This window comes from Moorena sp. SIO3B2 (assembly GCF_010692525.1).
Classification (GTDB): domain Bacteria; phylum Cyanobacteriota; class Cyanobacteriia; order Cyanobacteriales; family Coleofasciculaceae; genus Moorena; species Moorena producens.
Genome location: NZ_JAAHHE010000668.1, coordinates 1 through 2,366 on the forward strand (window position 1 = coordinate 1; position 2,366 = coordinate 2,366).

At 39.5% G+C, this 2,366-nt stretch carries 3 protein-coding genes; 2 read left to right on the plus strand and 1 reads right to left on the minus strand.

From position 1 onward, the window contains the following. The first annotated feature begins 379 nt into the window (after window positions 1-379). A complete protein-coding gene (locus F6K38_RS39580) occupies window positions 380-1,600 on the plus strand; it encodes an RNA-guided endonuclease InsQ/TnpB family protein (RefSeq protein WP_287360373.1) in 1,221 nt (406 codons plus the stop codon). Window positions 1,601-1,676: 76 nt separating this feature from the next. On the opposite strand, the gene F6K38_RS39585 is transcribed toward F6K38_RS39580, so the two are convergent. After that, complete coding sequence (locus F6K38_RS39585) at window positions 1,677-1,919, minus strand: hypothetical protein (protein ID WP_287267815.1); 243 nt, start codon at window positions 1,917-1,919, stop codon at window positions 1,677-1,679. A gap of 306 nt (window positions 1,920-2,225) precedes the next feature. Here F6K38_RS39585 and F6K38_RS39590 point away from each other — a divergent pair. After that, the coding region (locus F6K38_RS39590) for a helix-turn-helix domain-containing protein (protein ID WP_287360375.1) at window positions 2,226-2,366 on the plus strand (141 nt) is incomplete at its 3' end.

Sequence of the window (2,366 nt, forward strand, 5' to 3'; positions counted from 1 at the left end):
TCACAAGATCTAGGACTATACCAATTACTCTTAGATCTTGTGGTAGCAAGGGTTGAGCGAGATGTTGGAAATTGCTGCAATTTTCAGCAATTATAGTGCTGGTAGATAAGTATAGCGCTAGTTTAATGATTTCCAGCCCAGTTGATTCACTGTTGGAAATTGCTGCAATTTTCGATAAGCGTGTACACAGTCCCAAACTATAGCGCTAATTAAAATTGGCTAGATTAAGCGCCTATTAAACTATAGCGCTAGGTCAGCTAACTTCAATCCAATTACTTAATTTTAGCCTGACTACGAATCTCTGAACTTTAATTTTTGTATTAACAATTGTTGCAACAAATGTTATTCTAATAATAGGTCGAAAACAAGAGGATGGCAAATGAGACTAGCGTATCAATTCAAACTTAGGCTAACCAAATCACAAACATCAGAGATGGAAAGATGGCTTGAGATGCTACGTCATCAATATAACTATCTTTTGGCTGACAGATTTGCCTGGCACGAGCAAAATAGATGCTCTATAAACTCCTGTCCTCTTGTTTGTCATTTGCCAGAGCTAAGAGACAATCCTGATTATTATTCACAAAAGAGAACTTTACCTCAATTAAAGAAAGATAGAGCCTGGTATAAGGCAATTCACGCCAATGTGTTACAGGATTGTGTTAAGCGCGTCGATCTAGCTTTTAAGCGATTCTTAAAAGGGGATTCCAATGGCAAACGAAGCGGAAGACCTAGATTCAAAAGTAAGGAGCGTTTTAGATCCCTAACATTTTCGGCCTTCTCCAAGAGTCCTATAAATGGAAATAGATTAAATCTTCCTAAGTTTGGTTGGGTCAAGATGATCTACCATAGACCAATCCCCACCGGTTTTAAAATCAAAACGGCCACAGTAACTCGAAAAGCGGATGGTTACTATGTGACACTGTCCATTCAAGACGACACTGTCCCTAATGTGATGGCGATCGAAGAAGTCAAAAATCCGGTCGGGATTGACATGGGTCTCAAATCCTTCTTGATCAAATCTGATGGTTCCGAGGTACCAATTCCTCAATATTATCGTAAAGCCCAGAAGCGATTGAAGAAAATTCAAAAAGCAGTTAGCCGTTCCAAGAAAGGAAGTAACAATAGGAAAAAGGCTGTATCGAAACTAGGAAAAGCTCACAAAAAGGTAGCTGACACTAGAAAAGATTTTCACTTTAAGACTGTAAAAAAGCTATTAGATACTCACGATTTAGTAGCTCACGAAAAACTCAATATAAAAGGTTTGGCCAAAACTAGATTAGCTAAATCAGTTTTAGACGCTGGGTGGGGACAATTTCTGTCCATACTATCAACCAAAGCCGAGAATGCTGGGTTAATAGCAAAAGTAGTAAATCCCCGAAATACCAGTCAAAACTGCTCTAATTGTGGTCAAAAAGTTCCTAAAAAACTAAAAGATCGCATACATTCTTGCCCTCATTGTGGCTACAAAGCGGATAGAGATGTGAATGCGGCTAGAAACATCCTCAAATTGGCGGTGGGGCATCCCGTCTGTAGTAAAGCTTACCGAGTAACCGAACCGTTGGGTGGTGTTGGTAAGAAGCCCATACTGAACCTGTAAAGGTCAGTGTGGGAGTATGTCACGCTGGCTCTTAACGCTTTCACGTCAGATGATTCTATCATAACATACAAAAACTTTAATTGTAACATATTTTGCAAATTTTTGTAACAAAGTGTTGGGGGAATCGGGAATCGGGAATCGGGAATCGGAACCCACCCCTAACCCCTCCCAGGAGGGGATCGGGAATCGGGAATCGGGAATCGGGAGTCGGGAATCGGGAATCGGGAGTCGGGAATCGGGAATTGGGAATTGGGAGTCGGGAAAAAAATAGTGCTAGATAATTTTGGCTAAAGTATAGCGCTAAGTTAAAACTATGCACTTAATCAATCCAACTATCCCATAACACCTAAAACTAACTTAGCGCTAGATAAACGTGGTTAAAGTATAGCGCTATTTTTTTAGCCATTAATTATCCCATAAGAATCCAAAAAAATAGCGCTAGATAAACGTGGCTAAAATATAGCGCTAAGTTAAACTTATCCACTTAATCAAACTAAACATCCCATAACCTTTATAAAAGGTTAGCGCTAGATAAATGTAAATTTTTGTTAAAAAGCCAGACAGCCTAGAAAATCATGTGTTACCTTAAATATAAGATTAGCGCGATAGTAAAGGGGAACAAAAAATGAACCAACAAAGCAAGATAGTCGGAACTACCCAAGCAGCTTTTCTTCTAGGGATTTGCGTCCAACGAGTTCGCCAACTTCTGAAAAATGGTAGAATTAAGGGCGCTCAAAAAGTAGGCAGATTTTGGCAAATTCCCCTA

Excerpts from the sequence above, each read along its gene's own strand:
- F6K38_RS39580 (WP_287360373.1), top strand. The coding sequence starts at position 380 with ATGAGACTAGCGTATCAATTCAAACTTAGGCTAACCAAATCACAAACA.